Annotated in this window: 24 protein-coding genes; 13 read left to right on the top strand and 11 right to left on the bottom strand. The window is 69.0% G+C overall.

What is annotated here, in order from left to right; genetic code table 11:
* Positions 1-14: 14 nt before the first annotated feature.
* Both FHS87_RS17390 and FHS87_RS17395 read right to left on the bottom strand, forming a co-directional pair.
* Positions 15-761, bottom strand: a complete 747-nt coding sequence (locus FHS87_RS17390; protein ID WP_184520701.1) for a class II aldolase/adducin family protein — start codon at positions 759-761, stop codon at positions 15-17.
* A 2-nt stretch (positions 762-763) separates the two neighbouring features.
* Positions 764-1,612: an ABC transporter ATP-binding protein gene (locus FHS87_RS17395; protein ID WP_246418499.1), complete on the bottom strand. Its 849-nt coding sequence runs from the start codon at positions 1,610-1,612 to the stop codon at positions 764-766.
* Positions 1,613-1,846: 234 nt separating this feature from the next.
* On the opposite strand from FHS87_RS17395, the gene FHS87_RS17400 reads away from it, so the two are divergent.
* From FHS87_RS17400 to FHS87_RS17425, 6 genes are read left to right on the top strand one after another with little or no spacing between them, the layout of a single operon-like run.
* Positions 1,847-2,494, top strand: a complete 648-nt coding sequence (locus FHS87_RS17400; RefSeq protein WP_184520661.1) for a GntR family transcriptional regulator — start codon at positions 1,847-1,849, stop codon at positions 2,492-2,494.
* 53 nt (positions 2,495-2,547) lie between these two features.
* Positions 2,548-3,330, top strand: a complete 783-nt coding sequence (locus FHS87_RS17405) for an SDR family oxidoreductase (protein ID WP_184520662.1) — start codon at positions 2,548-2,550, stop codon at positions 3,328-3,330.
* Positions 3,331-3,332: 2 nt separating this feature from the next.
* Positions 3,333-4,478 carry a pyridoxal phosphate-dependent aminotransferase gene (locus FHS87_RS17410; RefSeq protein ID WP_184520663.1) on the top strand — a complete coding sequence of 382 codons (1,146 nt, stop codon included), beginning with the start codon at positions 3,333-3,335 and terminating at the stop codon, positions 4,476-4,478.
* A 14-nt stretch (positions 4,479-4,492) separates the two neighbouring features.
* Positions 4,493-5,374: an alpha/beta fold hydrolase gene (locus tag FHS87_RS17415; RefSeq protein ID WP_184520664.1), complete on the top strand. Its 882-nt coding sequence runs from the start codon at positions 4,493-4,495 to the stop codon at positions 5,372-5,374.
* Positions 5,371-6,603 carry a Zn-dependent hydrolase gene (locus FHS87_RS17420; protein ID WP_184520665.1) on the top strand — a complete coding sequence of 411 codons (1,233 nt, stop codon included), beginning with the start codon at positions 5,371-5,373 and terminating at the stop codon, positions 6,601-6,603. The genes FHS87_RS17415 and FHS87_RS17420 overlap by 4 nt, the downstream gene beginning before the upstream one ends.
* Positions 6,600-7,505, top strand: coding sequence for a cupin domain-containing protein (locus FHS87_RS17425; protein WP_184520666.1), 906 nt, complete (start codon positions 6,600-6,602; stop codon positions 7,503-7,505). Before FHS87_RS17420 ends, FHS87_RS17425 begins: the two co-directional genes overlap by 4 nt.
* An 866-nt stretch (positions 7,506-8,371) precedes the next feature.
* Here FHS87_RS17425 and FHS87_RS17430 read toward each other — a convergent pair.
* From FHS87_RS17430 to FHS87_RS17465, 8 genes are all read right to left on the bottom strand, one after another.
* Positions 8,372-9,250: an ABC transporter permease gene (locus FHS87_RS17430; RefSeq protein WP_184520667.1), complete on the bottom strand. Its 879-nt coding sequence runs from the start codon at positions 9,248-9,250 to the stop codon at positions 8,372-8,374.
* Positions 9,247-10,194, bottom strand: a complete 948-nt coding sequence (locus FHS87_RS17435) for an ABC transporter permease (RefSeq protein ID WP_184520668.1) — start codon at positions 10,192-10,194, stop codon at positions 9,247-9,249. Before FHS87_RS17435 ends, FHS87_RS17430 begins: the two co-directional genes overlap by 4 nt.
* A 4-nt stretch (positions 10,195-10,198) precedes the next feature.
* Positions 10,199-11,716, bottom strand: a complete 1,518-nt coding sequence (locus tag FHS87_RS17440; protein ID WP_184520669.1) for an ABC transporter substrate-binding protein — start codon at positions 11,714-11,716, stop codon at positions 10,199-10,201.
* Positions 11,713-12,780 carry an ABC transporter ATP-binding protein gene (locus tag FHS87_RS17445; RefSeq protein ID WP_184520670.1) on the bottom strand — a complete coding sequence of 356 codons (1,068 nt, stop codon included), beginning with the start codon at positions 12,778-12,780 and terminating at the stop codon, positions 11,713-11,715. Before FHS87_RS17445 ends, FHS87_RS17440 begins: the two co-directional genes overlap by 4 nt.
* Positions 12,777-13,763, bottom strand: coding sequence for an ABC transporter ATP-binding protein (locus FHS87_RS17450; RefSeq protein ID WP_184520671.1), 987 nt, complete (start codon positions 13,761-13,763; stop codon positions 12,777-12,779). Before FHS87_RS17450 ends, FHS87_RS17445 begins: the two co-directional genes overlap by 4 nt.
* 31 nt (positions 13,764-13,794) lie before the next feature.
* Entirely contained in the window at positions 13,795-15,285 is a 1,491-nt protein-coding gene (locus FHS87_RS17455) for an ABC transporter substrate-binding protein (protein WP_184520672.1), read from the bottom strand.
* A 375-nt stretch (positions 15,286-15,660) separates the two neighbouring features.
* Positions 15,661-17,184, bottom strand: coding sequence for an ABC transporter substrate-binding protein (locus tag FHS87_RS17460; protein WP_184520673.1), 1,524 nt, complete (start codon positions 17,182-17,184; stop codon positions 15,661-15,663).
* A 98-nt stretch (positions 17,185-17,282) separates the two neighbouring features.
* Entirely contained in the window at positions 17,283-18,194 is a 912-nt protein-coding gene (locus FHS87_RS17465) for a polysaccharide deacetylase family protein (RefSeq protein ID WP_184520674.1), read from the bottom strand.
* Positions 18,195-18,336: 142 nt separating this feature from the next.
* Here FHS87_RS17465 and FHS87_RS17470 point away from each other — a divergent pair, with 142 nt between their 5' ends.
* Positions 18,337-19,359, top strand: coding sequence for a ketopantoate reductase family protein (locus FHS87_RS17470; RefSeq protein ID WP_184520675.1), 1,023 nt, complete (start codon positions 18,337-18,339; stop codon positions 19,357-19,359).
* Positions 19,356-20,108 carry an SDR family NAD(P)-dependent oxidoreductase gene (locus FHS87_RS17475; protein WP_184520676.1) on the top strand — a complete coding sequence of 251 codons (753 nt, stop codon included), beginning with the start codon at positions 19,356-19,358 and terminating at the stop codon, positions 20,106-20,108. Before FHS87_RS17470 ends, FHS87_RS17475 begins: the two co-directional genes overlap by 4 nt.
* Here FHS87_RS17475 and FHS87_RS17480 read toward each other — a convergent pair.
* On the bottom strand, positions 20,105-20,809 hold the full coding sequence (locus FHS87_RS17480; protein WP_184520677.1) for a creatininase family protein: 705 nt from the start codon (positions 20,807-20,809) through the stop codon (positions 20,105-20,107). The genes FHS87_RS17475 and FHS87_RS17480 overlap by 4 nt on opposite strands.
* A 123-nt stretch (positions 20,810-20,932) precedes the next feature.
* Here FHS87_RS17480 and FHS87_RS17485 point away from each other — a divergent pair, with 123 nt between their 5' ends.
* Genes FHS87_RS17485 through FHS87_RS17505 form a run of 5 tightly spaced genes read left to right on the top strand, consistent with a single transcriptional unit; the run spans position 20,933 to position 26,331 of the window.
* Positions 20,933-22,534: an ABC transporter substrate-binding protein gene (locus tag FHS87_RS17485; RefSeq protein ID WP_184520678.1), complete on the top strand. Its 1,602-nt coding sequence runs from the start codon at positions 20,933-20,935 to the stop codon at positions 22,532-22,534.
* The gene (locus FHS87_RS17490) at positions 22,531-23,487 is read left to right on the top strand and encodes an ABC transporter permease (RefSeq protein ID WP_184520679.1); all 957 of its coding nucleotides are present in this window, start codon (positions 22,531-22,533) and stop codon (positions 23,485-23,487) included. The genes FHS87_RS17485 and FHS87_RS17490 overlap by 4 nt, the downstream gene beginning before the upstream one ends.
* Positions 23,484-24,359, top strand: coding sequence for an ABC transporter permease (locus FHS87_RS17495; protein ID WP_184520680.1), 876 nt, complete (start codon positions 23,484-23,486; stop codon positions 24,357-24,359). The genes FHS87_RS17490 and FHS87_RS17495 overlap by 4 nt, the downstream gene beginning before the upstream one ends.
* A complete protein-coding gene (locus FHS87_RS17500; protein ID WP_184520681.1) occupies positions 24,356-25,342 on the top strand; it encodes an ABC transporter ATP-binding protein in 987 nt (328 codons plus the stop codon). The genes FHS87_RS17495 and FHS87_RS17500 overlap by 4 nt, the downstream gene beginning before the upstream one ends.
* Positions 25,339-26,331 carry an ABC transporter ATP-binding protein gene (locus FHS87_RS17505; RefSeq protein ID WP_184520682.1) on the top strand — a complete coding sequence of 331 codons (993 nt, stop codon included), beginning with the start codon at positions 25,339-25,341 and terminating at the stop codon, positions 26,329-26,331. Before FHS87_RS17500 ends, FHS87_RS17505 begins: the two co-directional genes overlap by 4 nt.
* Positions 26,332-26,335 lie beyond the last annotated feature (4 nt).

Genomic DNA, 26,335 nt, shown 5'->3' on the forward strand with positions numbered 1-26,335 from the left:
CTCCTTGGCTTGGTTCAGTTGCGGAAGGAAGGATCGGTGCGGTCCAGCTGGCGCAGCAGCGCCGGCCATTCCCGCTCGCCGGGCACCAGGATGTCGCCCTGCCTCTCCCAGAACTGGCGCGCCGCCCTCTCGCACACCTCATGCGGCGGGATTACCAGCCTGGCGCCCGAGGTCGCCGCGGCCTGCATGTCCAGCTGGATCCGCGCGGCGCGCTCGAAGTAGTAGAGCAGCATGAAAGCCTCGCCCGGTGTGCGACCGGTGGTGAGGATGCCGTGGTTGCGCATCAGCATCACCTTGTTGCCGCCGAGGTCGCGTACCAGCCGCTCCTGCTCGTCCAGGTCGATCGCCACGCCCTCGTAGTCGTGGAAGGACTGGCGGCGGTAGAAGCGCATGGCGAACTGGCTGAGCGGCAGCAGTCCCTCCTCCTGACCGGAGACGGCGAGGCTGGCATCCGAATGCGTGTGCAGCACGCAGGCCGCATCGTGGCTGGACTTGTGGATGGCCGCATGGATGACGAAGGCCGCGACGTTCACCTCATGCGGGGAGCTGTCGATCTTGCGGCCCTGCGTGTCGATCTTCACAAGATCGGAGCCGGTGATTTCCTCGAAGAGCATGCCATAGGGGTTGATGAGGAACTGGCCGTCCTGCCCCGGCACGCGCAGCGAGATATGGTTGTAGATCATGTCGTCCAGGCCCAGCCGCGCAACCAGGCGGTAGCAGGCGGCGAGCGAGGTGCGGGCCTCGCGCTCGGCGGCATCCATGGTCACGCCGCCTTCCCCGCGGCTTGGCCCGAGGACATGAAGGACTTCATGCTCTCCTCCTCGATGGCTGCCAAGATCTCGCGCTTGATCGCGATGAACTCGGGCGAGGTCACCAGCTCCGCGGAGCGCGGCCGGGGCAAATTCACCGGCAGGGCCAGCTTCACGGCGCCGGGGCGCGCGGTCATCACCAGCACCCGGTCACCGAGGAAGATGGCCTCGTCCACGTCATGGGTGATGAAGAGCACGGTGCGCCTGTGACGCTCCCACACATCCAGCAGCCATCGCTGCATCATGCTTCGCGTCAGGGCATCGAGCGCACCGAAGGGCTCGTCAAGCAGCATCAGCTCGCGCTCGAACAGGAAGGTGCGCATCAGCGCCACGCGCTGGCGCATGCCGCCGGAGAGCTGGTGAGGGTACTGCGCTTCGAAGCCGGCCAGGCCGAATTCCGGCAGCATGCGCAGCGCCTTGGCGCGTGCCGCCTTGCGGTCGGCCCCCTCGATCTCGTTCGCCAGGATCGCGTTGTCGATCACGTTGCGCCAGGGCAGCAGAAGGTCTCGCTGCGGCATGAAGGAGACGCGGCCGAGCAGTTCCTGCGCGTGGCACCCACGCCCCTTGAAGCGCAGCACGCCGCCCGGATCCGGCTCGTCCAGCCCCGCCACCATGTTGAACAGCGTGCTCTTACCGCAGCCGCTTGGTCCGACCACCGTGACGAACTCGCCCGCGGGCACGCTGAGCGACAATCCCCGGACCGCTTGGACCGGTCCGAAGGTCTTGTCGATCCCGCTCAGTTCCAGCAGGGGGCCGATCTGGCTCGATGGCTCGGGCAGGGGCTCGGGCAGGGGCTCGGGCAAGCGCTGCTGATCCTTGTATAATGATCGAGAGACACCGCATGCAGGCTCGCCCGATCCGCCCCTCAGCTCAGCAATGCCCGTGCCAATTTGGGCCAGCAATCGCCCGGTGGTGAACGCTGAGCGGCATGGGATATGCTGTTCCGCATACAAGAGCGGGGATTTTGCACACATATGAGCGAAGCCGAGGCAGATCAGAAGGCAAACCGCCCGGGAAGCAGGCAGGATGTCCTGGTCATGGCGGAGGGCGAGACCCTCGCCAGCGCCCTGCACCGCCATCTCGAGGCCGAGATCGCCGACGGCCGGCTGGACCCTGGCGCACGGCTGGACGAGCAGGAGGTGGCCCAGCGCTTCGGCGTTTCCCGCACCCCCGTCCGGGAGGCCTTCCGCCTCCTGGCCTCCGACCGGCTGGTGGAGTTGCGCGGCCGGCAAGGCGCCATGGTCCGCAGCATCGGCGTCCACGCGCTTATCGAGATGTTTCAGGTCATGGGCGAGCTGGAAGGCCTATGCGCCCGGCTCGCCGCCCGTCGCGCCTCGCCACGCCAGCTGGAGCGGCTCGCCGGGATTCAGGCCCGGCTGGAAGCCGCTGCGGGCGACGGTCCCGACCGCTTCTACGACGTGAACCAGGAGTTCCACGAGGCCATCTACGAGGCGTCCTGCAACGCCTTCCTGGCGGAGGAGACGCGCCGGCTGCGGAACCGCGTGGCCGCCTATCGTCGCCGCGTCACCCGCATGCCGGGACGCATCGGGGACACGATCCGCGAGCATGCCGAGATCATGGACGCCATCGGAAAACGGGAGCCCGAGCGGGCCCATGCCGCCATGCGGGCCCATCTTGCCCTGCTCGGAGACAATCTCCTGGACTTCATCGCCGCCTTCGAGTGACGGCTTGGTATGCAACTTGCTGCGCTTTGCATACCGAACTGCGGAGCCAATCCTTGAAGCTCGATCTCACCGGCAAGACCGCCCTCATCACCGGCGCCTCCAAGGGCATTGGCCTCGCCTGCGCCGAGGTGCTGGCGGAGGAGGGCTGCCACCTTCATCTCGCCGCCCGCAATGGCGCGGCCATGGAGGAGGCCGCCGTCCGCCTGCGCGCCGAGTACGGCGTGAATGTCACGGTCCATGCCGCCGATCTCGGCAGCACACCCGCGATGGAAGCCCTGGCCGAGGCAGCGGGCAAGGTGGACATCCTCGTGAACAATGCTGGCGACATCCCCTCCGGCGGTCTCGCCTCCGTCACGGACGAGGCGATCCGCCGCGGCTTCGACCTGAAGGTCTTCGGCTACATCACCCTCACCCGCCTCTTCTACCCGCGCATGAAGGCACAGGGCGGCGGCGTGGTGATCAACGTCATCGGCAATTCCGGCGAGAACTGGGATGCCTCCTACTTCGCCGGCTCCACCGGCAACGCCGCCCTCATGTCCTTCTCCAAGGCCATCGGCGGCCGCAGCCTCGATGACGGCATCCGCATCATCGGCATCAACCCCGGCCCCGTCGCGACAGACCGCATGCTGAAGATCATGCGCACCAAGGCCATCGACATGCTGGGCGATGGCGAGCGCTGGGAGGAACTGTTCGACAGGTATCCGGGCAAGCGCCCCGCCACGGCGCGCGAATGCGCCGACCTCGTCGCCTTCATGGCCTCTCCCCGCGCCGGCTACATCACCGGCACGGTCGTCACGATCGATGGCGGCATCGCCGCCCGCGGCTCGGTGATCTGACCATGCCGCTCGACGCGACCGAGAAGGCCCTGGTCCGCAACCGCTACTTCGACGAGTTGACGGCAACCCCGGACCTGGCCTGGATGGGCCAGAACACCAATCACATCCCCGCCCACCCCGCCGTGCGGGCGGCGATGGTGGCCGCGATCGAGGGTGGCGAGTTCAACGCCTATGCGCCCCCTCTTGGCTTCGAGGCCCTGCGCGCCGCCATCGTCGCCGATCTCGGCGTCGAGGGCGCCGAGGCGCTGGTGACCGAGGGCGGGGTGAACGCCCTCTCCCTCGTCTGCCGCGCCCGATGCAGGCCCGGCACCCGCTTCGTCACCACCGACCCCAGCTGGAAGTGGCCGCTGATGTTCGCCCGCCAGGCCGGGGCCGAGGTGGTGGAGATCCCGATCTACGACGCCAGCACGGACTACAAGCTGACGCCGGAGGCGCTGGCCGCCGCCGTGGACGAGACCACCACGGTCATTTACCTGGTGGACCCCAACAACCCGCTCGGCATCCGCTACACCGCCGAGGAGATCACGGCCTTCGCGAGGACCGCCAGGGATTGCGGCGCACTGCTCGTGCATGACTGCACCTACCGGGACTTCGCGGAGGGCCATCACCCCGCCCTGAAGGTCGCGCCGGAGCATTCCGTCGTCTCCCTCTCCTTCTCCAAGTGGCTCGGCCTCGCCGGGATGCGCATCGGCGCCCTTGTCACGCCGCGGGCCCTGTTCGGCGAGTTCGCGGCCCAGGCCACCAGCGTGCTCGGCGCCAGCGTCATCGCGCAGCGCGCGGCGCTTGCCGGCCTTTCCGTCAAGAAGGAGTGGATGGAGGAGGTCCGCCGGATCGACACCGCCAATAAGGCGATGATCCGCGATACGGCCGCCGCCATCGGCCTTATCTGCCCTGTCTGGCCCAGCCATGGCAACTTCCTGGTGCTGGAGACCGGCGCCGCCGGCCTGCGCCCGGAAGCGCTGGTGGAGGCTGCCCGCCGGCGCGGCATCATGATCCGCCAGGGCACCTATCACACCGAGCGCTTCGGCGACCGTTTCATCAAGGTCAGCACCTCCGTGCCCACCGAATGGGCGGAGCGCCTGCGCGACGCCTTTCCCGCCATCGCGGCGGAGGCGCGCACGCTCAACGACGTCGCGCCGCAGTTCTGAAGGGGGACCGCACCATGCCGCGCATCGCCACAAGGGACGGGATCGGCCTGCATTACGAGGAGGTGGGCGAGGGCACGCCCATCCTCTTCATCCACGAGTTCGGCGGCAACCATGAGAGTTGGGAGCCGCAGCTCCGCTATTTCTCCCGCCGCTACCGCTGCATCACCTATGCCGCGCGTGGCTACCCGCCCTCCGACGTGCCCACGAGCCTGGACCAGTATAGTCAGGCCATCGCGGCGGATGATGCCGTCGCCGTGCTGGATGCCCTCGGCATCGAGAAGGCGCACATCGTCGGCCTCTCCATGGGCGGCTTCTGCACCGTCCATTTCGGCCTCCGCACGCCGGAGCGCGCGCTGTCCCTGACCATCGCCGGCGCCGGCTACGGTTGCGAGAAGGAGTTCGAGGAGTATTTCCGCGGCGTTTCGCGCGAAGTGGCGGACAGGTTCGAGACAATGGGCGCGGAGGCCTTCGCTCCGATCTACGGCTCTGGTGCCTCCCGCGTGCAGTTCCAGAACAAGGACCCTCTGGGCTGGAAGGAGTTCGTGGAGCGCCTCGCCACGCATGACCGCGTCGGCGCCGCGATGACGATGCGCGGCGTGCAGGCCCGCCGCCCCTCCTTCTGGGACCTGGAGGACGACCTCAGGAGGATGATGGTGCCCAGCCTTGTGGTGGTGGGCGACGAGGACGACCACTGCCTGCAGCCCGGCATCTTCCTCAAGAAAACGATCCCGGCCTGCGGCCTCTCCATCATCCCCAAGACCGGCCACACGCTCAACCTGGAGGAGCCTGCAGCTTTCAACGCGCTGCTCGCCGAGTTCTTCGCCCAGGTCGAGCACGGCGCCTGGAAGGTTCGCGATCCCCGCGCCCTGCCCGGCCAGGTGATGAAGACGGCGTGACGCCGCGGATCGATGCGGACCGTCTCTGGCGGCGCCTCATGGCGCTGGCGGAGATCGGCGCCCTGCTGGCCGGCGGCGTGAACCGTCAAGCCCTTTCTCCCGCCGAGATCGAGGCCTGGCGCCTCGTCATCGCCTGGGGCGCGGAAGCGGGGATGGAGCCCTCCACCGATCCTGCCGGCAACCTCTTCCTCACCCTGCCCGGCCGGGATCGCACCCTGCCGCCGCTCGTCATGGGCAGCCACCTCGACACCCAGCCCACCGGCGGCAAGTTCGACGGTGCCTTCGGCGTGCTCGCCGGGCTGGAGGCCGCTCAATCCCTGGGCGCCACGCCGGCGCGGGACGTGACGGTGGTGGGTTGGATGAACGAGGAGGGCAGTCGCTTCGCCCCGGGCATGATGGGTTCGGAAGCCTTCGCCGGCGTGCGATCGCTGGACGAGATCCTCGGCGCGCGGGACGCGGGAGGCACCAGCGTCGCCGAGGCCCTCGCCGCCCTGCACGCCGCCTTCCCGGACATGCCGCGCCGGCCGCTGGGCTTCCCGATCGCCTTCTACCTCGAGCCGCATATCGAGCAGGGCCCGGTCCTGGAGCAGCGCGGGACGCCCATCGGCATCGTCACCGGCATCCAGGGCAAGAAGACCTGGGAGATGGTGGTGGGGGGCGAGGAGGGCCATGCCGGAACGCTGGACATGGCGGACCGTCGCGACGCTCTGGCGGCGTTCGCCCGCATGGCGGACGCGATGTTCCGGGAGGTCGGCACCATCGATCCCGCGATCAAGTTCACCATCGGCATGGTGCGGATGGAGCCGAACGCTCCCTCCGTCGTGCCCGCGCGCCTGACCTTCCGCATCGATCTGCGCCACCCCAACAATGCCGTGCTGCACGCTGCGGGCGACCGGCTGGAGGCCCTGGCGCAAGCTCATGCCCCACCCTGCACGGTGAGGCTGAAGCGGTTGGTGGACGCCCCCTCCAACGACTTCGATGCTGATCTCCGGGCCCGCATCGCGGTCGCCGCGGAAGCCCTGGGCCATGCTGCCACCCCTATCCTTTCCGCGGCCGGCCACGACGCCCGCCACATGGCCCCTCTCTGCCCCGCTGCCATGATCTTCATTCCCTGCCGCGACGGCGTGAGCCACGCCGAGCATGAGTGGGCCGAGCCCGCCCATGTCGCCGCCGGCGCGGCCGTGCTGGCGGAGGTGGCCGCCGGGCTCGTCCTGGAGCACGCCGAATGACCGACATGGCCGACCTGCCCGTGGAATTGCCGGAGGCGCCGCGGAGCGCCGCCGCGGCGCGGGCGCGCTTCTTCAACTCGGGCAATGCCTTCAACATCAAGCTGCCGCCCGTCCCGGCCGCGGATTTCGCGGAGGTGCTGGCCGCGGCCGGGGCGCCGGACTCGCCGACCGGCCTCTACGTCTGCGACCAGTCGGAAGCCCTGGGCTGCCCCTTCCCCGCCACCACGCCGCTGATGCTGGCCCGCTACATCCGCCTCCGCGCCGGGGAGACGTTGACCCTGAACCTGGCGGCCACTGGCCTCATCATCCACGCCCTGCGCGGCCGGGGAGAGGCACCAGACCTATCTTGGAGCCCTGGCGACATCTTTCTCCTGCCCGGCGGCCAGCCCACACCGCTGCGCGCGACGGAGGACACGCTCATCTGGATGGTCAGCGACGAGCCGCTCCTCGCCCTGGGTGCCGCCCTCCCCGGCCCCGCACCGCTCGAGGCGGTCCATTACCCCTCCGCCGAGATCGAGCGGCAGATCGCCATCATCGCTGGCGCTACCACCAACCCGGATACGTCGGGCCTAGCCGTGATCTTCTCGTCGGACGCGCTGGAAGCGGCTCGGAATATTACCCCGGTCCTCACCCTGTCCCTGAACACCCTTCCGCCCGGCATGGCGCAGCCGCCGCACCGGCACAACTCCGCCGCCATCACCCTCTTCCTGCAGGGGGAGAACTGTCACTCCATGGTGGGCAACCGACGCTGCCCCTGGGCGCTCGGGACCACCCTGGTCACCCCGCCGGGCGATGTGCACTCCCACCATAACGGCGGCAGCACCCAGGCGCGCTTCCTTATCGTGCAGGATGGCGGGCTGCACTATCACGCGCGGACCATGGGATTCGCGTTCGCCGACTGACCGCCCCGGAGCCTGCTCGGGCAGGCCCGATCCGGGGGACAAGGCTCCTCCCACGACAAGGTCCGGCACGCGCGGCTTGGATCTGTTGCAGCGGTGTGAGCCGGGCGCGGTAGTCAGGAAGGGACAGGCGCGGGGCACGCCTCAGGCAGCGTCCTGGGGCGACTCAGCGACGAAGGCGGCCTGGAACTGCATGACACGCCCGCCGACCTTCCGGACCTGCCCCTTCCTGATCGTCGCCATCACATCGTAGTCCGCCAGTGTTCGATGTGCCGTCCGGAATCTCCCCAAAGCCGGTCCGTGGTCAGGCCAGCCACCTCATGCGCCGATGGTCCTGCTCCGCGATGTGATTTGGGTATCTCGCCTGCCGAAGTCGTGAGAAGAGCTACGGTTGGCCACCTCTCTCCATCTCGGCCACGGCGCGCGGCAGGGCAGGGCGTTATCCACAGTGATCATGCGCGGGCCGTCCGCGTGCGCGTGACGCAACATCACGCGAAACTCGCCGCCCGACCGCCGTGTCACGTCGGACAGGGATGGGGAGGTTGGCCGTCCGACCGCCTGGATGTAGGTCTCGTCCACGCGTGACAAGCTGTTGCTGGCGCGCAGGTACGGCCAGATCCGCCTCCACATCTCCGGCGCGCAAGCCTCAATCCGCAGAGAGACTGCCGTGTGGTCCACGGCGGCATCGCGGTCCTGCAACATGAGTTCGAGGTCACCGTCGTCCCGCCATGCCGAACAATGGCCCCGATCATCATGAGGTGCAGAAGCCGAAGCAGAACTCTAGAAGCCCTGGCGCTGGTGAAACGGCACTGCTCGGACCGCTCCTCGCCCTTTTTCGTGGCGGGATAAAAAGCGGCTCAGCTTTCTTTTCACCGCCCCCGCGCACGGGGATCCAGCGCATCGCGCAGACCATCGCCCAACAGGTTGAAGGCGAGGACGACGAGGAATATCGCGAGGCCGGGATAGATCGCCATCCACGGCGCTTGAGTGAGGAAGCGCTGCGCCGCGTTCAGCATGGAGCCCCAGGAGGGATTAGGCGGCTGCTGGCCGAGGCCCAGAAAGGAGAGCGAAGCCTCAGCGATAATGGCCTCGGCAATGGAGAGCGTGGCCTGCACCAGCAATGGCGGGACGATGTTGGGCAAGACGTGCAGCAGGGCGATGCGCCAGGGTGGGTTGCCGAGGGAGCGCGCAGCCTCCACCCATTCGGTCGTCTTCGCCTCCATCGCCATGCCGCGCGCGAGCCGCACGAAGATCGGACTGGCCGAGATGGCGATGGCGAGCATCGCGTTCTCCAGCGCGGGCCCCAGGAAAGCGGCCAGGGCGATGGCAAGGATGAGAAAGGGCACGGAGAGCATCGCGTCCGTGATGCGGGAGATGATCGTGTCCACCCATCCGCCCGCGAGGCCTGCGAGCAGGCCGAAGGGCACGCCAAGCAGGAGCGCGGCGGTGACGGAGAGGGCACCAGCCATCAGCGAGGCCCGTGCGCCCCAGATCACGCGGGAGAAGACATCCCGGCCATTCTCGTCCGTGCCGAACCAGTAGAGTTCGGAGGGCGGGCGGCGAATGCGGGACCAGGAGGTGGCGATCGGGTCATATGGCGCGATCAGCGGCGCCAGCACGGCCGCCAGGACAAAAAGCAGCACGACGGCCAGTCCCAGAACCGCCAAACGGTGCTTCAGGAAGCGCTGCAACGCGCGCCGCCCCGGGCTGCCCGCGCGCGGGACGGCGGAGGCCGTGGTCGCGCTCATGCCGCGCGCAGCCGCGGGTTGATAGCCATGTAGAGGATATCCCCGATAAGGGAGAGGGTGACGAAGATCAGCGCCGTCACCACCACCACGCCCTGTACCACGGGATAGTCGCGGTTGAAGACGGCATCCACGATAAGCTTGCCGAAGCCTGGGATGGAGAAGATCTGCTCCGTCAGCACCGCGCCCGCCAGTAGCCGGCCCAGCTCGATGGTACCGAGGGTGACGACGGGGACGAGCGCGTTGCGCAGAGCGTGCCGGGTCACCACGACGCGCTCCGGCAGGCCCTTGGCGCGGGCGGTGCGGACATAGTCCTGCTCCAGCGCCCCGATCATCGCGGCGCGGGTGTGCCGCATGAAGACGCCGGCGATCGAACCGCCCAGCACGAAAGCCGGCATGATGGTGGTGGCGAGGGACTGCCTCCAGTCCTCCGTCAGCGGCACGTAGCCGGAGGGCGGAAGCCAGCCGAGCTGAACGCTGAACAGCAGGATGAACATGATCCCCATCCAGAAGTTCGGGGTGGAGATCCCGGCCAGCGCGATCGCGTTCGCCGCCCAGTCCGCTGGGCGATCGCGATAAGCAGCGGAGACGATCCCCGCGGGCACGCCGATCGCGACCGCGATGGCGAAGGCCATGAGGCCGAGCTGGAGGGTCACAGGCAGCTTCTCCAGGATGAGCGATCCCACGGGCTGGCGGATGCGCCAGGAGAAGCCGAGGTCTCCGTGCAGCAGGCGCCAGAGCCAAGCGAGGTATTGCTCCCAGATCGGCCGGTCGAGCATCAGCTCCGCCCGGATCTCCGCCAGCACCTGCGGGTCTCCCCGCTCCTCCCCGGCCATGATGATGGCGGGATCGCCTGGCATGAGTTGCTGCAAGGCGAATATCAGGATGGAGAGGATCAGCAGGGTAGGGATGATCTGCCCCAGCCTGCGCAACAGCCAGCCCCACATCCGATCAGCGCAGCCGCATGCCCTGAAGGCGGATCAGCCCGTCTGGCAACAGGCTGAAGCCCTGCAGGCGCGTGGTGTGGGCGACGAGTATCTTCGGGTGCCACAGGAACGCGCGCGCGCGGTCCTGTGTGAGCGCGATGCGGAAGGCCTGGGCGTAGAGGGCGGTCCGCTCGGCGGGGCCACTCTCCGCCCGCGTCCCGTCCAGCAGCCCGTCCACCTCGGGGTTGGAATACTTCCCGTCGTTCTGTGCGCCGCGGCTGTGCATGAAGGTCCAGACATTGCCGTCCGGGTCGGGGCGGCCGGACCAACCGCTGAGATAGGCCTGGAAGTCGCCGCGCACGCCGGCCTGGAGGGCGGAGGCGAACTCCGTGGCCACGATCCGCAGCTCGAACCCGGCCTCGGCCACCATGGACTGCATGACTTCAGCCACTTGGCGCAGCTCGGGGGAGTTGGCGACCATGAGGTCAACCGGCACGGGCGTGCGGACCCCGGCCTCGCGCAGCAGGGCCTTGGCGCGGTCCAGGTTGCGCGCCGTCACCCGGAGGTCGCGCACATGCATCGGCGATGCGGGCGGGATGGGTTGGGAGGAGGGGGTGTGAAGCCCCTCGTAGGCCACCTGGATCAGCGCCTCGCGGTCGATCGAGAGATCGAAGGCCTCGCGCACGCGCCGGTCCTGCCCGATGGGGGTCTGCGCGCGGACGCCGTTGCCGATGTTGAAGATGACGCTCCAGTAGCCCAGCCCGTCCACGGTGGAGAGAGCCAGGCGCCGGTCGCGCCGGATGGAGGGAACGTCGCTCGGGCTGGTGACCTCGATCAGTTCCAGCGTGCCGGATTGCAGGTTGGCGAGCCGCGCCGTGCTGTCCGTGATGGGCTGGAAGGTGACGCGGCTGAAGTGGATGTTGGCCGCGTTCCAGTAGTTCGCGAAGCGCTCTAGCACGATGCGGTCCTGCGCCACCCGCTCCACGAAGCGGAAGGGGCCGGCGCAGACAGGCTTCGCGCCGAAATCGCGCCCCGCCGCCTCGGCCGCCTTGGGGCTGACGACCATTCCCGCACGGTCCGTCAGCTGGCTGAGAAAGGGCGAGGAGGGCTGCTTCAGCCGCAGGCGTACCGTCAATGGGTCCACCACCTCCGCGGAATCGAGGTCTGTGATCTCGCCGCGGCGGAAGCTGCCCTGCATGGTCAAGTGGCGCATCAAGGAGTAGCGGACGGCTTCCGCGTCCATTTTCTCCCCGTCATGGAAGGTCACGCCGTCGCGCAACGTGATCAGCAGGGTCTTCGGGTTCTCCCAGCGATATCCGGCGGCGAGCTGGGGAACGATCTCCAGCTTGTCGTTGATATCGAAGAGCTTGTCGCAGAGACTGGCGAAGACGATGCGGCCGACGAAGCTGCGCGCCAGCGTCGGGTCCATGATGTCGGGGTCCTCGCGCAGGCCGATGCGGAGGTTGGGCAGGCTCTGGGCCTCGACTGCGGCCCCGGCGAGGCTAGCCGCGATCGCGAGCGGCGCGAGGAGGCGGGCGTTCATGCGGCGGTTCCGTTTTCGGGCTTGGGGGCGAAGAAGGCTTGCAGCCGGGCCAGTCTATCGCCATCCGCCACATGTCCTGCGGCGGGACGCAGGGGCGGCAGCGTGTCCCGGAAGTGGCAAGCGGAGCGATGGGCGGGCGTGGCCGCCGTGTCGCCGGCGGCCAGCGGTGGATCCACCTGCCGGCAGATCTCCTGCACGTGGGGGCAGCGTGTGTGGAAGCGGCAGGCCTGTGGAGGGGAGATCGGGCTGGGCAGGTCCCCCTGCAGCGGCGCTCCCCTCGCTCCGCCGCCGGGCACGGAGGCCAGTAGCGCGCGCGTGTAGGGGTGGCGCGGCACGGCAAAGACCTCTCCCGCCGGCCCCTCTTCCACGATGCGGCCGAGATACATCACCACCACACGGTCGGCGACGTGGCGCACCACGGCCAAATCGTGGCTGATGAGGACAAAGGCGAGGCGGAACTCGCGGATCAGGTCTTGGAGAAGGTTGATGACCTGGGCCTGCACGGAGACGTCCAGCGCGCTGACCGGCTCGTCCCCCACGATCAGCCGCGGGCCGCTGGCCAGCGCCCGGGCGATGGCGATGCGCTGGCGCTGCCCGCCGGAGAATTCGTGGGGCCAGCGATCCACATGCTCCGGCCGCAACCCGACCCGCGCCAGTAGCTCCTGCACCCGCGCCCGCTCCCCCGCGCGGGGCACGAGGCGGTGCAGGCGTAGCGGCTCGGCCACGGCCTGCCCCACGGTCATGCGCGGGTCGAGGCTGGCATAGGGATCCTGGAAGATCATCTGCATGAAGCGCCGCTGCCGCCGCAGCGCGTCGGGGACCATGCCGCGCAGATCCTGCCCGGCGAAGCGGACCGCGCCGGCATCCGGTTCCTCCAGCCACAAGGCCAATCGGCCGAGGGTGGACTTGCCGCAGCCGCTCTCCCCGACCACGGCCAGCACCTCGCCTTCGGCGATGGAGAGGGAGACGCCGTCCACCGCGCGCACGGCCCCGCGCCGGCGGCCGAGAGCGTCACGTACGGGGAAGTGGCGGACGACGCCCTCCAGCTCCAGCAGCGCGCTCACGCCGCCTCCAGGATTTGTTCGAGCGGGGCGCGATGGCAAGCGGCGCGGTGCCCGGCACCGACATCGTATAGTGGCGGCTTGGTGTCGCAAATCGCGATACGGAAGGGGCAGCGCGTTTTGAAGCGGCAGCCCTCCGGCGGGTCCGCCAGGTCGGGAACCGTGCCCTCCACCGTCGCCAGCCGGGTGCCGCGCGGCCCGTCCAACCTCGGCGCGGCGCCCAGCAGGCCGACGGTGTAGGGGTGCTGCGGCGTGGAGAGGACGCGGGCGACCGGTCCCCTCTCGGCTACCCGGCCGGCATACATCACCACCACCTCGTCCGCATGGTCCGCCACGATGCCGAGATCGTGGGTGATGAGGAGCACGGCGGTGCCCGTGCCGCCCCGAAGCTCGTCCAGCAGGGAGAGAATTTGGGCCTGCACCGTCACATCCAGGGCAGTCGTCGGTTCGTCCGCGATCAGCACGCGGGGGCGGCAGGCGAGGGCCATGGCGATCATCACACGCTGCCGCATCCCTCCGGAGAGCTGGTGCGGGTACTGCCGCGCACGGCGCGCCGCCTCGGGGATGCGAACCGCCTCCAGCATCGCCACTGCGGCCCGCATCGCGGTGCCGCGGTCTAGCCCCTGATGCAGGCGCAGGGCCTCGGCCACCTGATCCCCGGCGGTGAAGGCTGGGTTCAGGCTGGTCATCGGCTCCTGGAAGATCATCGCCAGCTCGGCGCCGCGCAACTTCCGCCGCTCCTCCGGCGGCAGTTCCGCGATCTCGCGCCCCTCCAGCCCGATGGTGCCCGTGACCGCCGCGCTTGGCGGCAGCAGCCCCATTACGGCGAGCGAGGCGACGGACTTCCCGCAGCCGCTCTCCCCCACCAGCGCCACGGTGCGCCCGGTGGGCAACCCGAAGGAGATGCCGTCCAGCACCCGGAGCGGCCCGCGCTCCGTCGCGAAGGTGACGGTGAGGTCAAGGACCTCCAGCGTAGTCCCGCTCATCGGCACTTGGCCTCCGTTCCGCCCCTGCCCATCATGGCGCAGGCCGCACGTCCTGCAATCGATACAGCCCATCCGCCAGCAGTCGGAAACCCGAGACGCGGCGCGAGACGCCGGCGACATTCCTGGGCTGCCAGAGATAGATCAGGGGCAGGTCCTCGCTCACCTTTCTCCAGGCGCCCTCGTAAGCCATGCGCCGGGCCGCCATGCCGGCCTCCTCCCGCGCCCGATCGAGGGCGCTGTCAACTTCCGCATTGGAGTAGCGCGCCATGTTCAGCGCCGCGCCAGTGTGCAGGAAACTCCAGGAATTGCTGTCCGTGTCCAGCAGGCCGGACCAGCCGCCCAGGGTCACGACGTAGTCGCCGTTGTTCACGGCGGACAGGGCCGCGCCGAACTCCAGGGCCTTCACCTCCACCTCAAAGCCCGCCTCGGCCGCCATGGCCTGGATCACCTCGCCGGTCTGCACGCCTTGCGGTGTGTTGTAGACGGTCAGCGCCACGCGGAGCGGCGTGGTCACCCCGGCCTCCCGCAGCAAGGTCCGCGCTCGCGCCACATCCCGCTGCGGCGGGACAATGGACGGTACATGGAGAGGGCTGGCCGGGGATGTCGGCTGCGCGGCCGGCTCGTAGAGGCCCGCGAAGACAACCTCGCTCAGCGCCTTCCGATCCAGCGAGAGGGAGAAAGCCTGGCGCACCCGGGCATCGCGCCCCATGGGCCCGCGCGCCTGTGGGAAGTCGCCAAGATTCACGGTCAGCGCTCCGTAACCAAGGCTTGGCACCGAGACGAGGGACAGCCGGCGGTCCTTTGCCACGGCTTCCGCATCCAGCGGCGCCACCTCGGCCACGTCAAGCGTGCCGGACTGCAGATTGGCCAGTCGTGCCGTGCTGTTGGGCATGATGCTGTACTGAACGCGACCGTAATGGATGCGCCCGGCATCCCAGTAGCTTGGGAAGCGCTCCACCACCACTCGATCCTGCGCCACACGCTCCACGAAGCGGAAGGGCCCGGCGCAGACGGGATGTCGACCGAAGTCGCGCCCCGCCGCCTCGGCCGCGCGCGGTGAGACCAACATGCCTGCACGGTCCGTCAGCACCGCGATGAAAGGCGCGAAGGGGCGGCGCATGAGCACGCGCACCGTCAGCGGGTCCATCACCTCGGCCCGCTCCATCGCCCCGATCTCGCTGCGGCGGTAGCTGCCGGAGAGATTGAGGTGACGTTCCAGCGTGTACTTCACGGCCTCCGCGTCGAGAGGCGTGCCGTCATGGAAGGTGATGCCCTGCCGCAGCCGGATAATCAGGGTCTTCTCGTCCTGCCACTCATAGCCCGTAGCGAGGACGGGGACGATGTTCAGCTTCTCGTCGAAGTCAAAGAGCTTGTCGCAAATTGCGGTCATCACGACAGTGCCGACATAAGTGCGCGACAGGGTGGGATCGAGGATGTCGGGATCATCGCGCAGGCCGACCCGGAGCGTCTGGGCGTCCGCCGCGCCGAACCCGACCAGCAGAAGCAGTCCAGCCAGAAACATTCGCGCCGCAAGATGGCGGCACCGTACCCGCTCCATCATCTCACCCTTGGTGGTCACTCGGTCTTTCAGACCAGCAATCCTTATGCCATGGGCGGATCTCGGTTCGGCCATGAAGCATGGCGTCGGTCGCCACCCTCGGTCCGTCCGCCGCATCGCCCGAGGAGATCGCGATCAGCCCATCGGGGCGCCTTGCTTCAGGTACGAAGCACCGGGTGGGTTGCGCCTATCTCGCGACGCAGGGCAGCATCAGGCCCGGGATGCCTGAGAGACCGGCCGCCGATACTGGGCGTGGCATCCGGCCCGGGGTGGTGTGCAGATGTATGTTGGGTGCGGCATCCTACGCGGGATGGTTGACAGCGCCCACCAAGGTTCCAGTTAGGGCCGTAGCCGTAAGCCTTGCATACGGATCAGCCCGTCGGCATTCGGCACGAAGTTCTCAACTCGGTCGCTCAGCCCCCACAGCCAAGTGTAGTGATACAAGATTACATGAGGCACATCGGTGTGGTAGAGGTTCACGACCTGTCGATAGAGTGGGAGCCGGATCGCCGGGTCGGCCACGCCGCGTGCCTCGGTCAGCAGGGCTTCCATCCGAGGATTGCAGTAACGGCCGAAGTTGAATGGACCGTTGCAGGCGAACCAGATCGAGAGATTGGCATCCGGGTCGGACCGGCCGCTCCAGGTCAGCAGCGCCGCGTCGAAGTCACCCGCCTGGTTCTTCTGATTGCCGGCATTCGATTCCACCTGCTCCAGCTTCACATCGAAGCCGGCCTCCCTTGCCATGGATTGGATGACCTCGCCGATCTGGGCATCAATCGGGGTATTGGCAATCTGTAGCGTGAAGGCCACGCGTGCCACGCCTGCCTGTCTCAGCAGCGCTCTCGATCCAGCTATATCCGCGCCGCCGACGGGATGATCCGGGTTCCAGTAGCGGGTCCGGGGCGACTCGGTCTGGTTGCTGGGCACGAAGAGGCCGTTGAAGACAACCTGATTGATCGCCTCGCGGTCGATGGCCTTTTCGAAAGCCCGCCGCAGCCGGGGATCACGCCCCAAGGGCGTGTCCGCGCGTGGCCCATGCGCGACGTTGAACTGCAAGGTGCGGTAAGCGGCGGCCACATGCCGCGCGAGCCGCAGCCGGCGGTTGGATTGGAGGTCCGGCACGTCGGTCGGGGCAACCTGGTCGATGATTTGCAACTGCCCGGAGCGGAGATTGAGCAGTCGCACCGTGCTGTCGGTAATTGGGCGATAGACTATCCTATCGAGCATGATGGCGGAGGCATTCCAGTAGCCGCCGAAGCGGTCAACGACGATCCGGTCCTGCGCCACCCGCTCGGTAAAGGTAAAAGGGCCGGCGCAGACGGGATGCTGCCCGATGCCATCGCCGCGTTGCTGGATGGCGGCCGGCGAGAGCATCATGCCCGAGCGATCGGCCAGCACGGCCAGCAGCGGTGCGGAAGGGACGGAGAGGCGCAGGCGCACCGTGCGCGGATCCAGTACCTCTACGGACTCCAGCGCGGCGAGTTCGGCCCGCCGCAGGCTGCGCGGCATGGTCCTGAAACGGTCCAGGTTGATCTTGACTGCCTCGGCGTCGAAGGCAGTGCCGTCATGGAACGTCACCCCGTCCCGTAAGTACAGGGTGAGCGCGCGCCGGTCGTCCGACCATTCCCAGCGTGTGGCGAGTTGCGGCACATAGTTCATCTCGGCATCGGTATCAATCAGTTTGTCGCAGATTGCCGCGAACACGTTGCGGTCGATGAAGTTGCCGCTCTGCGCCGGGTCCAGCGACCCCGGATCGCCCGCCAAGCCGATATTCAGCACCGTCGCGCCCTGCGCGCCGGCAACGCCTGAGAGGAGAGCGGTGCCGAAAATAATCGGCCGGACTATGCTCAAGGCGGTTCGCATTGAAGGCCCTCCTCAGTTCCCACCGGCGCCGCCGGCCGCACGATGGTCACGTAGCACGAGTGGGTTGGCAACACCGGCCGGACGGTTCGGCCAGCGCATCAATCCGCCCCGGCCTTCTCCTTGCACCAGCGCGCGACATCGGCATGGGTGGCGAACCAGCATCCCCCGCGCTCCTTGGCATGGGCGATCAGCCGCTCCAACACCGGCATGCGGGAGCGGTGGCCGGAGACATGCGGGTGCAGGGTGAGCAGGAACAGCCCGCCCTCCTCCCAGGCCGCGTCGAACTCGGCCGTAAAGATCTCCAGCACCGCGGAGGGGGGCGTGTAGGGACGCAGGGCGCTGAAGCGGACAAAGTTGTAGTACACCGCATCGTCCCGGATCCATTCCGGCGGCAGCTCCACCACGCCGGTCGGCTCGCCGTCTGCCACCAGCTCATACGGGTCGTCATCGGCCATGAGGCTGCTGTCATAGAGCAGCCCCAACTCGCGAATGATGGACATGGTATCCACCGAAAAGTCCCAACTCGCGGTGCGAATGCCGACGGGACGGGTGCCGGAGATCCTCTCCAGCGTATCGGCCGCGCGGAAGGTCAGGTCCCGCTCGACCCCCGCCGGCAAGCGCGTGTTCGCCTCGTGGATCCAGGAGTGGATTCCGATCTCATGGCCCGCATCCGCCACGGCGCGCACTTCCTCTGGATAGAGCAGGGCGGAGACGGCGGGGTAGAAGAAGCTCGCCGGAATCCCCTCCCGTTCCAGCAGGCGGAGGATGCGTGGCATCGCTCTGCGATTGCCGTACTGCCCCTGGCTGATGCGCATCGGGCTCTCGTCGGAATCGCGCAGTGGAATCGTGTCATGGTCGGCATCGAAGGAGACGGCAAAGGCACAGCGCGCCCCGCCCGGCCAGGCCGGGGGCGCGAGGCTGCGTCCCGCCCGCGCGCGCCCGACGATGCGGCGCCATGTCGCCTCCGGCCACTGCCAGGGCTCGCCGTCGGGATGGGCGGTCTCGGTCATCGTGTCTGCTCCGGATTGCGGCGTCATCCTCCGGTGCCCTCCGGCCGAAGGCAACACGGGGCCACCTTCTCATCCCCGCGGTTTCCGGCAAACCTGACATGCCGGCGCGCGGCCGGACTCAGCGGATCGGGGGCACGGGGCGATGTCGGATGCGAGGGACGAGCGAATCCTGATCTGGGGAGCGGGCGCGATCGGCGGAACGGTCGGCGCCTTTCTCCGCCGGGATGGCATGGATATAACCTTCGTCGATGTCGTGCCCGACCATGTGGCCGCCATTCGCTCGCCCGGGCTGCGGATCTCCGGCCCGGTGGCGGAATTCACCGTCTCCGCCCCGGCGATACTGCCCGCCGAGGTGCAGGGAAGCTGGGATCGCATTTTCCTCTGCGTGAAGGCGCACCATACGGAGGACGCTTGCCGCGCCCTTGCGCCCCATCTCTCGCCCGATGGCTACGTTCTCTCGCTGCAGAACGGGTTGTGCGAGCGGGTGATCGCCGGCATCGTCGGCCCGGCGCGCACGATCGGCGCCTTCGTCAATTTCGGCGCGGACTATATCGAGCCCGGCCGCATCCTGCTGGGCAATCGCGCCGCCGTGGTCGTGGGCGAGCTGGACGGGCAGGAGACGCCACGGCTGCGCGCGTTGCTCGGGACGCTCCGCCGTTTCGAGCCGGATGCCATCATCACCGACGACATCCACGCCTATCTCTGGGGCAAGCTGGGCTATGGCGCGATGCTCTTCGCCCAGGCGCTCGGCCAGGCCGGCATCGCGGACGCCTTCGCCCGCCCCGAGATGGAATCGGCCTTTCGACGCCTGGGTCAGGAAGCCGTCTCTGTTGCGCTGGCCGAGGGCGTGACCCCGCGCGGCTTCAACGGCTTCGACCCCGATGCCTTCCGCCCGGGCGCCCCGCCCGAGGCCGCGCGCGCCTCGATCGCCGCGATGGAGCGCTTCAACCGTGGCAGCGCGAAGACGCATTCGGGCATCTGGCGCGACCTGGCCGTGCGCCGGCGCCGCACGGAGGTGAACATGCAGGTTGTGCCGGTGATCGAAGCGGGCGCTGCCCATGGCATCCCCTGCCCCGGCCTGCGAAAGCTCGCCGCGATGATCCATGAGATCGAGGATGGCCGCCGCCCGATGACCGACGACAACCTGCTGGAGCTGATCCCATGACCCCCTGCTTCGATGGCGAGGTGGTGGCGGTCAGCGGCGCCGGTCACGGCCTGGGCCGCTGCATCGCCGAGAGCTTCGCCCGGCTCGGAGCGCGGGTGTGGGGCTGCGGCCCCGATGCTGCCTCTCTCGCTGAAACCGCCCGCGCCGGCATCACCATGGCTGCCGTGGACCTGACCGACCGCGTCGCCGCCGCCGCTTGGATCGCCGCGGTGGAGCGGGAGGCGGGCGGCCCGGTCTCCGTGCTGGTGAACAATGCCGGCGGCGTGGCGGGGCAGGTGTTCCGGCCCGTGGAGGAGGTGACGGATCAGGACTGGGACGCGGTGCTGGCCATCAATCTCGGTGCCGCCTTCGCGCTGTGCCGCGCGGCGGCACCGGGGATGAAGCGGGCGGGCCGCGGGCGGATCGTCAACATCTCCTCCGGCGCCGGGCTGCAGGCCTCGCTCACCGGCATCCAGAGCTATTGCAGCGCCAAGCACGCCGTGGTCGGGCTGACGCGCCAGCTCGCGCATGAGCTCGGCCCGCATGGCATCACCGTGAACAGCGTGGCGCCGGGCTTCGTCCCCTCCAACCCCGCCAGCAACGCGCAATGGGAGGGCTATGGCGAACAGGGGCAGCGCGACCTCGTCTTGCGCATCGCCCTGCGCCGCCTGGGCACGCCGCAGGACATCGCGAATGCCGTGCTGTTCTTCGCGGGGCCGCTCGCCGGCTTCGTCAGCGGGCAGGTGCTGTCCGTGGATGGCGGGCGCTAGTTCCAGCCATCCTCTATCAGGCCGCGGGTCTCGGCCACGGCCACGTCCCAGATGCGAAGCATCTCCTCGTCCGGGCGCTGGTAAAGCCCGCCGAAATTGCCGTCCCCGAGCTGCGCGCGCACCCCGTCCGGCGGAAGGGAGCGGAGCCGGTCGAGATCCGTCATCGGCTTGCCCTCCGCCGGCGGCGGCGGCGCGTTCGGCAGGCGCGTCCAGGGAAAATTCTCCATCCAGCTCGCATGGCTGGCCACCGGGTCGGTCCGGTTCACCGCGGCGAGGGTGCGGGGCGCGCGCCACCAATCGTGCCAGCGGGCCCGGCAATCCGGGTAATCGCCCATGAACTCCAGCGCGGCCGCGGCGCCTGGCCCGTTGCCGCCATGACCGTTGCACAGCAGGATGCGCCGGAAGCCCTGCGAGTAGAGGCTTCGTAGCACGTCCTTCAGCACGGCCAGGAAGGTGGTGGCCCGCAGGCTGACGGTGCCGGGATAGGCGGCGAAGGCCGGGGTGATGCCATAGGCGAGCACGGGGAAGACCGGGACGCCGAGCGGCGCGGCGGCCTCGGCCGCCACGCGCTCGCTCAGGATGCTGTCCACGCTCAGGCTCAACCCGGCATGCTGCTCGGTGCTGCCCAGCGGCAGGACGCAGCGGTCGTCATGGGCGAGCCATGCCTCCACCGCGCGCCAGTCCATCTCCGCGATCCTCATCGCCCGCACTCCCGTTGACGCATGGCAGATACCGTTCCTACGCTGCGGCACTGCATCATTGCCGCCGCCGCGCGCCGGCGCCAGCCACCCCGTCGCAAACTCGTGTCCCCGAGAGGTCGTGCCATGAACCGTCGTCAGTTCCTGTCGGCCACAACGGCCACCGCCCTGCTGCCGGCTAGCCTCGCCCTGGCTCAGGGGCAGGGTGCCGGGCGCACGCTGACGGTCGGCGTCCGCAGCGGGCCGGAGAGCATCGACCCCCACTGGTCCACGCTGGGCGGCCATATCGAGGCGCTGCGACATGTCTACGACAGCCTCGTCGCGCAGGATGAGAACCTGGTGCTGAAGCCCGGCCTCGCCACCTCCTGGCGCGCGGTGGACGACACGACCTGGGAGTTCAAGCTGCGCGAGGGCGTCACCTTCCATGACGGCTCGCCCTTCACGGCCGAGGATGTGAAGTTCTCGCTCGAGCGGATCCCGCAGGTGACGGGGCCGATGTCCATGACCCTCTACACCAAGCGCGCGAAGAGCGCGGAGGTGGTGGACCCCCTCACCATCCGCTTCGTCACCGACGGCCCGGCGCCCACCCTGCCCAACGACTTCACCCGCCTGATGATCGTTCCCCGCAAGATCGGCGCGGCGCCGCGCAACGAGGAGTTCAACTCCGGCGCCGCCGCCATCGGCACCGGGCCTTTCCGCTTTGTCCGCTGGGAGCCGCGCGGTGACCTGGTGATGGAGCGCTACGACGGCTGGTGGGCGCTGAAGGAGGGCGCGGCCCAGCCCTGGGCACGCGTCATCCGGCGCGAGATCCCGAACGATGCCGCCCGCATCGCCGCGCTGAAGAGCGGCCAGGTGGACATGATCAACTACGTCCCCGCCACCGATGTCGCGTCCCTGCAGCGCGACCCCACCATGGATGTGGTGGTCGGCGACAGCGTTTATGTCTTCAACGTCTATTTCACCCTGGCCGAGAAGCTTCCGCGCCCCGCCAAGGTGGATGGGCGCGAGATCACGGACAACCCGTTCCGCGACATCCGGGTGCGCCAGGCGATGGACCTCGCCATCGACCGCCGTGCCCTCGCCCGCGTGGTGTTCGAGGGCCTGGCCAAGCCGATGTCGCAGCTGATGCCGGACAGCTTCTTCGGTGCCAGCCCGAACCTGCCCGAGCGCCGCCCGGATCTCCCCCGTGCCCGCGCCCTGCTGGCCGAGGCGGGCTATCCCCGCGGCTTCGAGATCGACTTCCACTCCACCACCAACCGCTTGCCCGGCGACAGCGCCCTCTGCGAGGCGCTGGCGCAGCAATGGTCGCGCATCGGCGTGAAGGCTAACCCCAACGCGGTCACGGGCACGGTGTTCTTCCCCGCCAGCACGCGCGGCGAGTACAGCCTGCAGATGTCGGGCTGGGGCACGCTGACCGGCGAGGCCGCCTACACCTACGGCGCGCTGATCCACGGCCCCGATCCGTCGGTGGGCCTGGGCAACTTCAACCGCTCCGGCTACAGCAACCCCGAGGTGAATAAGCTGCTCCTCGACGGCTCCCGCACGCTGGACGACGCGAAGCGGCGCGAGATGTTCGCGCGCGCGGCCGAGATCAGCATGAACGAGCGCCCGATGCTGCCGATCGTGATGCCCCAGACGGTCTGGGCCATGGGCAAGAACAAGCTCCTCTTCACCCCGCGGGTGGACCAGGAGACGCTCGCGCAGCTGGTCGCGCCGAAGGGCGCGTGACGGGCTTCCTGCTGGGGCGGCTGGCCCAGGCCGTCCTCGTCATGCTGGTGATGTCGGTGCTGGTCTTCCTCGGCGTCTATGCCATCGGCAATCCGATCGACGTGCTGATCGACCCGGCCGCGACGCAGGCGATGCGCGCGGCCATCATCCGGCAGTACGGGCTCGACCTGCCGCTCTGGCAACAGTACGGACATTTTCTCGGCAATATCCTGCACGGCGATTTCGGCAACAGCTTCGTCTTCCGCATCCCCGTGCTCTCCCTCATCCTCTCGCGCCTGCCCGCGACGCTGGAGTTGACGGTGCTGGCGCTGCTGATCGCCGCCGTTCTCGGCGTGCCGCTCGGCATCTGGGCCGGCTACCGGCCGGAAGCGCGTTCCAGCCGCGCCATCATGGCCTTCTCCACCCTCGGCTTCTCCGTGCCCACCTTCTGGATCGGGCTGCTGCTGATCCTCTTCTTCTCGGTGGAGCTGCGCTGGCTTCCCTCCGGCGGCCGAGGCCCGGTCGGCCCGCTGGGACTGAGCATCTGGACCCCTGAGGGTTGGTCCTATCTGCTGCTCCCCGCGCTGAACCTCTCCCTCTTCAAGCTCGGCCTGCTTGTCCGCCTGGTGCGCGCGGGCACCGAGGAGGTGATGGGCAGCGAGCATGTCCGCTTCGCCCGTGCCCAAGGCCTGCCCGAGAGCCAGGTGGTGGGGCTGCACGTGCTGAAGAACATCGGCATCCCGATCGTCACCGTTTTCGGCCTGGAGTTCGGCTCCACCCTCGCCTTCGCCGTGGTCACGGAGACCGTGTTCAACTGGCCCGGCATGGGCAAGCTGGTGATCGAGAGTATCACCTCGCTCGACCGCCCGGTCATGGTGGCCTATCTCATCCTGGTCGTGCTGCTCTTCGTAGTCATCAACCTCTTCGTGGAGCTGACCTACGGCTTCCTCGACCCGCGGGTGCGCGCCCGATGAACCGCGAGGCGCTCATCGAGGGCTGGCAGGAGTACCGCCGCTCGCCCGTGGCCGTGGTGGCGCTGGTGGTGGTGGTGGCGATCGCGCTGCTCGCCCTTCTCGCGCCCTGGATCGCGCCGCAGGACCCGTATGACCAGTCGGCGCTCGACCTGATGGATGCGCGGCTGGAGCCGGGCAGCGTCGGCTCCGGCGAGTATGTTCACCTGCTCGGCACCGACAATGCGGGGCGGGACCTGCTCTCGGCCATCCTCTACGGCCTGCGGCTGAGCCTCTCGATCGCGGTCACGGCGGGCGTCGTCGCGCTGGTGGTCGGCACCGCGATCGGCCTGTCGGCGGCCTATTACGGCGGCTGGTTCGGCGCGGTCGCGATGCGGATCGTGGACCTGCAGCTCTCCCTGCCGGCCATCCTGCTCGCGCTGGTGCTCGTGGCGATGCTGGGCCAGGGCGTGCCCCAGCTCATGGCCGCGCTGGTCGCTGCGCAGTACGCCTATTTCGCCCGCACCGCTTTCGGCGCCGCCTCGGCGGAACGCCGCAAGGACTATGTGGAGGCCGCGCTCTCCACGCCCCTCTCCGGCGCGCGCGTGCTGTGGCGGCATCTCCTGCCCAACACGCTGCCGCCGCTGATCGTGGTGGTGACGGTGCAGATCGCCACCGCCATCTCGCTGGAGGCGACCCTCAGCTTCCTCGGGCTCGGCCTGCCCATCACGCGCCCCTCGCTCGGCCTGCTGATCGCCAACGGCTTCCAGTTCATGCTCTCCGGCCGCTATTGGATCTCGGTCTATCCCGGCATCGCCCTGATGGTGACGGTGCTGGCGATCAACCTCGTGGGCGACCAGCTCCGCCAAGTCATCAATCCCCGGCGGCGCCGATGAGCGCCCCGCCAGCGCTCGAGCTGCGAGGGCTCCGCACCGAGTTCCCGGGCCGCGGCGGCGTGGTGCGCGCGGTGGATGGCGTGTCCTTCCGCATGGAGCGCGGCCGCATCCTCGGCCTAGTGGGCGAGAGCGGCTCCGGCAAGTCGGTCACGGGCTTCTCCATCATGGGCCTGGTGGAGCCGCCAGGCCGCGTGGTGGGCGGCCAGGTCCTGCTGGAGGGCCAGGACATCTCCGGCCTGCCCCAGCCCGCCATGCGCCTCCTGCGTGGCGCGCGCGTGGCGATGGTGTTCCAGGACCCGCTCATGACCCTGAACCCCGTGCTGAGGATCGGCACCCAGATGGCCGCCGCCGTGCGCGCGCATGACCGCGTCTCCCGCCAGGCCGCCCTGTCCCGCGCGCGGGACGCGCTGGCCATCGTCGGCATTCCCAGCCCGGCGGAACGGCTTCAGGCCTATCCACACCAGCTCTCGGGCGGGATGCGCCAGCGCGTCGCCATCGCCACCGCGCTGCTGCACCGCCCCGCAGCCATCATCGCCGACGAGCCCACCACGGCGCTCGACGTCTCCATCCAGGGCCAGATCCTGGCCGAGGTGCGCCGGCTGGCGGACGAAACCGGCACCGCCTTCCTCTGGATCACGCATGACCTCGCCGTCGTTTCCTCGCTCGCCGACGATGTCTGCGTGATGTATGCGGGCCGCGTCGTGGAGCGCGGCCCCGCGGCGCGGGTGATCGCCACCCCGCGCCACCCCTATACGGGCGCGCTGATCGGCTCGGTGCCGTCGGGCCATGAACCCGGCGCCCGCCTGCCGCAGCTTGCCGCCGGCGCACCGCCGCGCGGCGCCGATGGCGGGCCTGACCCCGGCTGTTCCTTCCACACGCGCTGCCCCCGCGCCCAGCCGGATTGCGCGCTGCCGCCGCCGGATATCGATTTCGGCGCGGGCCAGTCCGCCCTGTGCCATCACCCGCTGGAGACCCCGGCATGACGCCGCTGCTGAGCGTCGAGGGCGTCAGCAAGCGATTTGCCCGCCCGGCCACGCTGGGGGACCGCTTGGCAGGCCTGCTCGGCCGCACCGGCCCGCGCGCGGTGCAGGCCGTGACCCGCGTTGATCTCCAGGTCGCACCCGGCGAGGTGCTGGGGCTGGTGGGCGAGAGCGGCTGCGGCAAGTCCACGCTGGGTCGCATCGTCGCCGGCATCTACGAGCCGAGCGAGGGCGCCGTACTCTTCCAAGGCGCGCCGGTGATGTCGGGCGGCCGGAAGCGCACCTTCCGCGTGCAGATGATTCACCAGGATCCCTTTGCCAGCCTCGACCCCCGCATGCGCGTGGGTGACACGGTGGCCGAGGGTCCCCTGGCACACGGGCTGGTGAAGCGCGCCGGGGCCGATGCCTTCGTCGCCGACATGCTGGCGCGCGTGGGTCTCGATCCCGCCCTGCGCCGCCGCTACCCCCACCAGTTCTCGGGCGGCCAGCGGCAGCGCGTGGCCATCGCCCGCGCCCTCGCCCTCGGGCCGGAGCTGCTCGTGCTGGACGAGCCGGTAGCCTCGCTCGACGTCTCCATCCAGGCCCAGGTGCTCAACCTGTTCAGCGATCTCAGGCGGGAGCTGGGGCTGACCGGCCTGTTCATCTCGCATGATCTGGGCGTGGTGAGGCACGTCTCCGATCGCGTGGCGATCATGTATCTCGGGCGCATCGTGGAGCTCGCCCCCATGCGTACCCTCTACAGTACCCCCGCGCATCCCTATACACGGGCGCTGCTGGACAGCGTGCCGAAGCTGGGCCGGGGACGCGGTGCCTTCCGGCCGATCGCGGGCGAGATCCCGTCACCGCTGAATCCGCCCCCAGGCTGCCATTTTCATCCCCGCTGCCCCCATGCGGGCCCGCGATGCCGCGTTGAAGCGCCGAAGCTCATCCCCGTTCTTCCGGGCCAGACAGCAGCCTGTCACCTGCACGACACCGGGGTAAGTGATGCCTAGGCCC

The organism is Muricoccus pecuniae (genome assembly GCF_014199205.1).
GTDB lineage: Bacteria > Pseudomonadota > Alphaproteobacteria > Acetobacterales > Acetobacteraceae > Roseomonas > Roseomonas pecuniae.

Bases quoted from the DNA above. Each gene is read 5' to 3' on its own strand.
- FHS87_RS17390 (WP_184520701.1), bottom strand. From the start codon at position 761: ATGGATGCCGCCGAGCGCGAGGCCCGCACCTCGCTCGCCGCCTGCTAC.
- FHS87_RS17400 (WP_184520661.1), top strand. From the start codon at position 1,847: ATGGCGGAGGGCGAGACCCTCGCCAGCGCCCTGCACCGCCATCTCGAG.
- FHS87_RS17410 (WP_184520663.1), top strand. From the start codon at position 3,333: ATGCCGCTCGACGCGACCGAGAAGGCCCTGGTCCGCAACCGCTACTTC.
- FHS87_RS17415 (WP_184520664.1), top strand. From the start codon at position 4,493: ATGCCGCGCATCGCCACAAGGGACGGGATCGGCCTGCATTACGAGGAG.
- FHS87_RS17425 (WP_184520666.1), top strand. From the start codon at position 6,600: ATGACCGACATGGCCGACCTGCCCGTGGAATTGCCGGAGGCGCCGCGG.
- FHS87_RS17430 (WP_184520667.1), bottom strand. From the start codon at position 9,250: ATGAGCGCGACCACGGCCTCCGCCGTCCCGCGCGCGGGCAGCCCGGGG.
- FHS87_RS17435 (WP_184520668.1), bottom strand. From the start codon at position 10,194: ATGTGGGGCTGGCTGTTGCGCAGGCTGGGGCAGATCATCCCTACCCTG.
- FHS87_RS17440 (WP_184520669.1), bottom strand. From the start codon at position 11,716: ATGAACGCCCGCCTCCTCGCGCCGCTCGCGATCGCGGCTAGCCTCGCC.
- FHS87_RS17450 (WP_184520671.1), bottom strand. From the start codon at position 13,763: ATGAGCGGGACTACGCTGGAGGTCCTTGACCTCACCGTCACCTTCGCG.
- FHS87_RS17455 (WP_184520672.1), bottom strand. From the start codon at position 15,285: ATGTTTCTGGCTGGACTGCTTCTGCTGGTCGGGTTCGGCGCGGCGGAC.
- FHS87_RS17460 (WP_184520673.1), bottom strand. From the start codon at position 17,184: ATGCGAACCGCCTTGAGCATAGTCCGGCCGATTATTTTCGGCACCGCT.
- FHS87_RS17465 (WP_184520674.1), bottom strand. From the start codon at position 18,194: ATGACCGAGACCGCCCATCCCGACGGCGAGCCCTGGCAGTGGCCGGAG.
- FHS87_RS17470 (WP_184520675.1), top strand. From the start codon at position 18,337: ATGTCGGATGCGAGGGACGAGCGAATCCTGATCTGGGGAGCGGGCGCG.
- FHS87_RS17475 (WP_184520676.1), top strand. From the start codon at position 19,356: ATGACCCCCTGCTTCGATGGCGAGGTGGTGGCGGTCAGCGGCGCCGGT.
- FHS87_RS17480 (WP_184520677.1), bottom strand. From the start codon at position 20,809: ATGAGGATCGCGGAGATGGACTGGCGCGCGGTGGAGGCATGGCTCGCC.
- FHS87_RS17485 (WP_184520678.1), top strand. From the start codon at position 20,933: ATGAACCGTCGTCAGTTCCTGTCGGCCACAACGGCCACCGCCCTGCTG.
- FHS87_RS17495 (WP_184520680.1), top strand. From the start codon at position 23,484: ATGAACCGCGAGGCGCTCATCGAGGGCTGGCAGGAGTACCGCCGCTCG.
- FHS87_RS17500 (WP_184520681.1), top strand. From the start codon at position 24,356: ATGAGCGCCCCGCCAGCGCTCGAGCTGCGAGGGCTCCGCACCGAGTTC.
- FHS87_RS17505 (WP_184520682.1), top strand. From the start codon at position 25,339: ATGACGCCGCTGCTGAGCGTCGAGGGCGTCAGCAAGCGATTTGCCCGC.